The organism is Bacteroides sp. 1_1_14, from assembly GCF_000162515.1.
GTDB lineage: Bacteria > Bacteroidota > Bacteroidia > Bacteroidales > Bacteroidaceae > Bacteroides > Bacteroides thetaiotaomicron.
This window is the reverse complement of sequence record NZ_GG774704.1, coordinates 729,776-737,299: the sequence shown is the minus strand read 5'-3', so window position 1 is coordinate 737,299 and position 7,524 is coordinate 729,776. Positions and strand designations below refer to the sequence as shown.

Annotated in this window: 3 protein-coding genes and 1 pseudogene; all 4 read right to left on the bottom strand. The window is 44.6% G+C overall.

The window, feature by feature from the left end; genetic code table 11:
* Nucleotides 1-344 (bottom strand): hypothetical protein (locus tag HMPREF9007_RS14920; RefSeq protein WP_008761230.1); only part of this gene is annotated, 344 nt, incomplete at its 3' end.
* Nucleotides 345-546: 202 nt separating this feature from the next.
* Entirely contained in the window at nucleotides 547-2,535 is a 1,989-nt protein-coding gene (locus HMPREF9007_RS14925) for a glycoside hydrolase family 97 protein (RefSeq protein WP_008761229.1), read from the bottom strand.
* A 32-nt stretch (nucleotides 2,536-2,567) separates the two neighbouring features.
* Nucleotides 2,568-4,848 (bottom strand): annotated as a pseudogene (bglX, locus tag HMPREF9007_RS14930) (beta-glucosidase BglX).
* 338 nt (nucleotides 4,849-5,186) lie between these two features.
* Nucleotides 5,187-7,379: a GH92 family glycosyl hydrolase gene (locus HMPREF9007_RS14935; RefSeq protein WP_032850338.1), complete on the bottom strand. Its 2,193-nt coding sequence runs from the start codon at nucleotides 7,377-7,379 to the stop codon at nucleotides 5,187-5,189.
* Nucleotides 7,380-7,524: the final 145 nt, after the last annotated feature.

Here is a 7,524-nt window from a genome sequence, read left to right as displayed (position 1 = left end):
ACTATCACACCATCGGGGAAAGTAATAGAAGCTCCTTTTATTACTTCTGATGGTTGCAGAACATAGGAGTCTGAATGCATCTCCGGGTGAGACAAAGGAAAATCATATTCGCGCTTTATATGCGTAAGAGCTGTTTCAGGAGAATGATTGCATTCTTCCAAAAGGGCATCGTAACGCATGGTGGTAACATCCAAGCCGTGACGATGCATCCATTGACGGACACTTTTTATTCTTACCTTGTACTGACGGCAGAAAGAATGAAAACTTAAATGAGGAATAGAAGCATCGCGAAGATGAGCCTTGTAGTCCGCAATAATTAAGGGGTAAATGGGGTTGGCTTCCATGTTTTTTGAGCCAAAGGTAAGAAAATACAAAAATTAAGGAAAGATGGCATCGCGGAGACGCTTACAGACGGCAAAAAGCGTAAAACTCTTGCCGTCACTTAGCCATCAGCATTTGCCGTCACCGCTATTGGTCTATATATTAATACTTTATTCTAAAAAGTGACGGGTGACGATAAAAAACATAGTTTCAACTCTAAAATAATTATTTTATCTTAAGGGCAAAACCTCCTCCCGGTGCCAGATGAACTTTCAGTTTACCGTCCTTCTTTATCGGGAAGGACTCACACTTATAATCACGACCTGCCCGATGAGCATTCACACCATCTTTAAACAAAGTAGCATGATAAGATTTATCACCCAGGAAAGAACAATCGACTTCAATATCACGTGCACTCCAATCTGTAATTCCACCTACATACCAGACATCCCCTTTCCGGCGTGCTGTCACAATATACTCTCCCATTTTACCGTCAAGAACGATACTTTCATCCCATACAGTTGGTATTTCTGCGATAAATGCCGTTGATTCCGGTTCGCGCATATAGTTGCTCGGAGTATCGCACAACATATTAAAAGGAGATTCAAACACCACGTACAAGGCTAGTTGGCGGCAACGGGTTCCCTGACTCATCGGTTCTGAATAACAAGGATAATAGTTACCCTTGGAAGCATTCCTCATCGCCCCCTGCGTATAATCCATCGGACCGGAAACCTGACGGATGAAAGGAATCATCACATCATACTTCACCTGATCTACTGACGGTGAACTCCATTTCATCTGCTCCAACCCATTGACTCCTTCGAAATTCAACACATTCGGATAAGTACGGTTCAATCCGGCAGGCTTATGAGTGCCGTGCAGGTCAAGAATCAGCTTGTATTTAGCACACATTTCAGCGGCACGATAGTTGAATGCAGTCATTTCCTGATCGTCACGGTCCATAAAGTCCACTTTGAAACCCTTTACTCCCATTTCGGCATAATGACGGCACACATTTTCCATATCACATTCGAATGCATGATAACCGGCCCAAAGGATGATACCTACATTTTTGGAAGCTGCGTAATCTACCAGTTCTTTCAGGTCAATCTCCTTGACAACCTGCATCAAATCCGCCTGTAAGTTCACTGCCCATCCCTCGTCAAGTATCACATACTCGATACCGTTTGCAGAAGCAAAGTCTATATATGCCTTATAAGTCGGATTATTTACTCCGGTCACAAAATCAACGCCATCCAGATTCCAGTCATTCCACCAGTCCCAAGCAACCTTTCCCGGTTTAATCCATGAAAGATCGGACATACGTGAAGGCGCACCTAACAGGTAGCTGAGATTGGTAGCGGCAAGGTCCTTATCGGTGGTAGTAACCACGGCTATACGCCAGGGGAAGTTTCTCGGCTTATCCACTTTGGCAATGTAGTCTTCATGCTCCTTCACCAACATCTGAAGCTGGTTGTGACCACCCTGTACCGTACGCTTCGGATAAGGAGCATGCATACTGCTCAGACGATTCGCGCCTTCCGAAGCAGAAAGATAAAGTCCCGGATAATTTTCCAGATCGGACTCTGTGATACAGACTTTCACTCCATCGCCCGCATCTACTACCAACGGCAAGAACATCAAGCGCTGTTTATTCAGCTTCGACAGTTTGTCCGTTGTATACGTATTCTCGAAAGAATTAAAAAACTGGGAGTTATAATCGCCATCTTTACCGCTTTTTACATAAGGCACGGAGGCAGTCATATCCGATGGAAAACAATAATCAGATACTTCTGTCACCACATGAAAAGGCTTCTTCCCCTGATTCACAAAACGGTAGGCGATACCGTCATTGTATGCACGAAACTCTACATTCCAGTCTTTTTTGAAACGCAAGGTCAGTCCATTATAATGATTTCTCAATTCGCTGGCACGGTAGAAAGGAGATGGTATCATCTCGTCCACACTCTTCCTGAAAGTTCCGGATAATTTCGCATTTTCTCCCCAGACAGTCCCGTTATCCAACGTCATTGATATGGGAGAAGGAGTCAGAATCTGCCTGCCGTTGCATGTAATGTCATAAGTCAGCCGGTCGCCAATGGTTATTGTCGTTTTCAGATTTCCATCAGGTGAGGCTAGTGTAAATTGCTTCTGAGCTTGCAACGAAAGCGTACACAAGACACATAATAATAAAAATGTAAGTTTTTTCATGGTTGTAACTAATATATTAGATTTCAAAATAATTATTCCGCAATAAAGCGCTTTGTCTGTACATCACGACTGTTCGTACCTATCATCACGTCAAACTCTCCCGATTCGTAGATATATTGCAGCCCGGAATTATAAAATTTCAGGTCATCTTCCGTAAGTACAAACTTCACTTCACGGCTTTCTCCTTTTTTCAGGAAGATACGATCGAAGCCTTTCAGCTCTTTCACCGGACGCGCTACTTCCGCATAGATATCACGCAAATAGATTTGTACCGTTTCATAGCCGTCATGGTTCCCTTTGTTGGTGACGGTAACGGAAGCTGTCAGGTTTCCATTTTTCGGCAAGGTTTCCGAACTGAGCTGCAGGTCGCCATATACAAAGTCGGTATAACTCAAACCGTATCCGAAAGGATAAAGAGGTTCGTTACTCTCATCCAGATAGTTGCTGGCATACCGGTTGAAAACACGGTTGTCCGGGTCCGGACGTCCGGTGTTCAAATGATTGTAGAACAAAGGAAGTTGCCCTACCGAACGAGGGAAGGTAGTAGTCAGCTTACCGCACGGGACGGCTTTGCCAAACAGAACATCGGCAACGGCATCCCCTGTCTCACTACCTCCGAACCATACATTCAGAATAGAAGGAATGTGTTCGCTTTCCCAGTTCAAGATCAAAGGACGACCGGTGAACAGGAGCAGTACCACAGGCTTACCTGTTTTCACCAATGCTTTCAATAAGTCCTGCTGAGCGTCAGGGATTTCCAGATTAGTACGGGAAGGAGATTCACCACTCATTTCCGCACATTCACCCACAGCAGCCACAATCACATCGGCACGGGCAGCCGTACGCAATGCCTCGGCCAGCAGTTGCTGATCATTACCACGTTCCAACGGACGGATGCCGACAGCTCCTTTTTCCATTTCCGCATCATAATATACATTGCTGCCTTTGGCATAAAGTATTTCAGCCTTGTCTCCTACTGCCGACCGGATTCCTTCGAGTAATGTACCATGTCTGGACGGAGTACAGGTCATGCTCCACATTCCGCACATATTATTGCGTGCATCTGCCATCGGACCTATTAATGCAATTTTCCCTTTTTCCTCCAACGGAAGCAGGTGATTCTCATTTTTCAGTAGAACAAACGTCTCTGCCGCAACCTCGCGTGCAACTGCACGGTGCTCAGGTGTATAAAGTTCTTTTTCCGCACGTAACGTATCGCAATATTTATATGGATCGGCAAACAAGCCCAGTTTATACTTAGCCTCCAGCACACGACGGCAAGCTGCATCAATCTGTGCTTCGGTGACTTTCCCCTCTTTCAGCGATTCTTCCAACGTATTGAGAAAGCCGCAGGAAACCATGTCCATATCCGTCCCCGCCTGCAAAGCACGGACAGAGGCTTCCTTCAAAGGAGCCACACCATGAATGGACATTTCAGCAATGGAATTGTAGTCTGTGACCAAAAGTCCCTGAAATCCCCATTCGTCACGAAGCACGTCTGTCAACAGCCATTTATTTGCCGTAGCCGGTATGCCGTCTACTATATTAAAAGAACTCATCACACTACCGACACCAGCCTCAACCGCCGCCCGATAAGGAGCAAAATATTCGTTATACATACGCAGATGGCTCATGTCGACTGTATTATAATCCTTACCGGCTTCTGATGCTCCATAGAGGGCGAAATGTTTTACACAAGAAAGGATTTCATCTTTTCCCTGCATACTGTCACCTTGATAACCGTGCACATAGGCCTTTGCCAACAGTGAACCCAGATAAGGGTCCTCACCGCTTCCTTCGGCAATACGTCCCCAACGGGCATCCCGGCAGATATCTACCATCGGGCTGAATGTCCAGCAAATGCCATCCGCACTGGCTTCAATGGCAGAAATCCGCGCCATCCGCTGAATAGCCAACGTATCCCAACTGCATGAGAGGGCCAACGGTATCGGGAAAATCGTTTCATAACCATGTATGACGTCCGCCCCGACTATCAAGGGAATTTTCAATCGGGTTTCTTCCACTGCCAGCCGTTGCAGGTCATAGATTTTTTTTGATTCCTTTTACATTGAAAAAGCCACCGATCTCTTCTTTGCGAATCATATCACTAAGCTCACTATTCATCACCGAGCCTGTCACCAAGTCGCCACCGGAAGGAAGGTTCAACTGTCCCAGCTTCTCACGGATCGTCATTTTACCCATCAGGTCTGTGACAAAGCGATCCATCTCTACCTCTTTTCCCCCACCAGACTCCGAACAGGAAAAGAATATAATGCCACAAATGGCACCAAACACCAGATTTCTTATTTTCATAAGCTCTTCAAATTATTTATTTACTTTTCTGACTTTACCTTCTATACAATAACGGCAACATCGGTCAACAGAATCTATTTCGCCAAAGTTAACACTTCCTTCTAAATAATGAGACATATACCCGCAAAATAGATTATTTATTTCTGTCAACTGAATCTATATACAATAGACGGTTCAGAAAGAAAAAGCCACATTAATTATGTTACATAAAGTATAGGTTAAGAAAGAATCAATATGCAAATCGAGAGAATTATTCGAATTTAAAGCATATAAAGCCAAAAATCCCTCCAAAGAAAAAAACTTTGGAGGGATCTTCTGTATACTACTCTGTATACAATCTATTTCATCTTATATACGAGTGTTCCACCTTTCAGAATATCTTCATGAGAAATCGTATTCTTTGTATAAGGTTCGCCATTCAGCGTGATACTATCCACATATTTATGTTCCTTCGACAAGTTTTCAGCGATCACAGTAAAGGTCTTTCCATCAGCCAGATGTAACACAATCTTCGGTAACTGAGGAGCACCGAATACATAATCACCGCTTACCGGATCTACCGGATAGAAACCCATTGCACTGAACATATACCATGCGGACATCTGACCACAGTCATCATTACCACAAAGTCCGTCAGGCTTGTTCTTATATTGAGTATCAAAGATTTCACGGACTAGTTCCTGTGTACGTTCCGGACGACCTGCCAAAGCATATAAATAAGTAACATGATGACTTGGCTCATTACCATGTGCATACTGTCCGATCAAACCTGTCACATCAGCCTGAGTTGTTTCCAGTTTCACTGTAAACAGGGAATCCAGTTTGTTCAGGAAAGGTTCTTCTCCACCGAAGAGAGCAATCAAACTGGGAACATCGTGTTGCACATGCCAGGTATATTGCCATGCATTTCCTTCCGTATAGTCACCGCCTGTACTTTCCGCATGTCCTACATCACTAGGATTAAACGGAGATTTCCAGGTTCCGTCAGCTTTACGCGGACGCATAAAATTCGTCTGTGAATCGAATAAGTTCTTATAATAATCTGCACGTTTCGCAAAGTAAGCAGCATCTTCTTCTTTTTCCATACGACGGGCCATGTCAGCTGCCGCATAATCGTCATATACCGATTCCAGAGTTGAAGAGACGGATTCCGCTTTTGTCAGGTCGGTCGGGAAATATCCGTATTTCGTATACACTTCCCAGTCGGACTTCAACGGATGAGATACAGTCTGTGTCTTCTTCACCATATTGAAAGCACGTTCCGCATCAAAGCCACGGAAACCTTTTCGGTAGGCTTCAGCAATAACAGACACACCATGATTGCCGATCATACAGAAGTTTTCTTTTCCCCACAATGCCCAAATAGGCAGGAAGCCTTGTACTTCACCTTGTTCTATCAATGAATTAACAAAGCCATCCACACGTTCGGGAACCATTAATGTATAGAATGGATGAGCGGCACGATAAGTATCCCATAAAGAGAAGGTTGAATAGAATGTTCCTGTTCCGGCCTTCACAATCGAATCGGCAGCATTACGATACATACCGTCTACGTCTGAAATCTGGTTAGGCTGAATCAGTGCGTGATAGAAACAAGTATAGAAATTCGTCTTTTCATCATCCGTACCCTCTACGTCGATGCGACTCAGATAGCTGTTCCATTCGTCATGGGCAGCCAGCTTCACACCGTCAAAGTTCCAGTCTGGTATTTCAGCCTGCAAGTTCTTCTTTGCCCCCTCTACGCTGGTAGTCGAAAGAGCCACCTTCATCATCAGTTCATCTCCCGGCTTCAAGTCGAAAGTAGCAATGATTCGCTTTCCTTTCTCAGTTTCTCCCATCGGAAGGTAAAGCGAATCTATTACCGGACGGTTAAACTTCATCACAAAGAAATAGTCCTGATCGACCCAGACCGTGTTATTCACGTGTCCGGTCAGCGTCTGAGCATCTTCCCAGTTCACCTCGCAACTATTCACTTGTGAATGATATTGTTCTTCTCTCCAGGCAGGTCCGTGCTGCAAGTCAATCAGCAGAGAAGCTGAATCCGCTTTATGATATGTATAACGATGAAGAGCCGCATGGATAGAAGCAGTCAGTTCCGCCTTTACCTGCGGATCGGATAATTCGACTGTATAATATCCCGGAGTAGCAGCTTCCTTGTCTTTTGGGAAATGGCTGCGGTAAGCATCCCATGCACGGGCACGGGTACCAGTAACCGGCATCACCAGAATATCACCCAAATCCATACATCCGGTTCCGTTCAGATGAGTCTGAGTGAAGCCCCAGATCAGAGAGTCCTGATAAGTATATTCCGAACAATATCTCCAACCTACTGCACCCGTCACCGGACTGGTCTGTATCATTCCGAAAGGATAGCAAGCTCCGGGGAATGTATGCCCATTGTCAGCAGCACCAATAAAGGTATTCACATACTGGGTGTAATCTTCCGTTTCCGCTTGCTCCGTCGGAGAACAGGAAGTGTACATAAACAGTCCCGCCAAAGCAACGGCCATCACAGGGGATTTTCTTTTCATGATAATCATAATGTTAAGTTAATGCTACAAATTTAGAGAATAATTCTCAATGCTACACTAAAATACAATAGAAAAATGGTCCCCAAGTCCGATCATTCAAAATTTATATCTACCCTGTTCCGGGCAGCATTCTAAAAGCAAATAA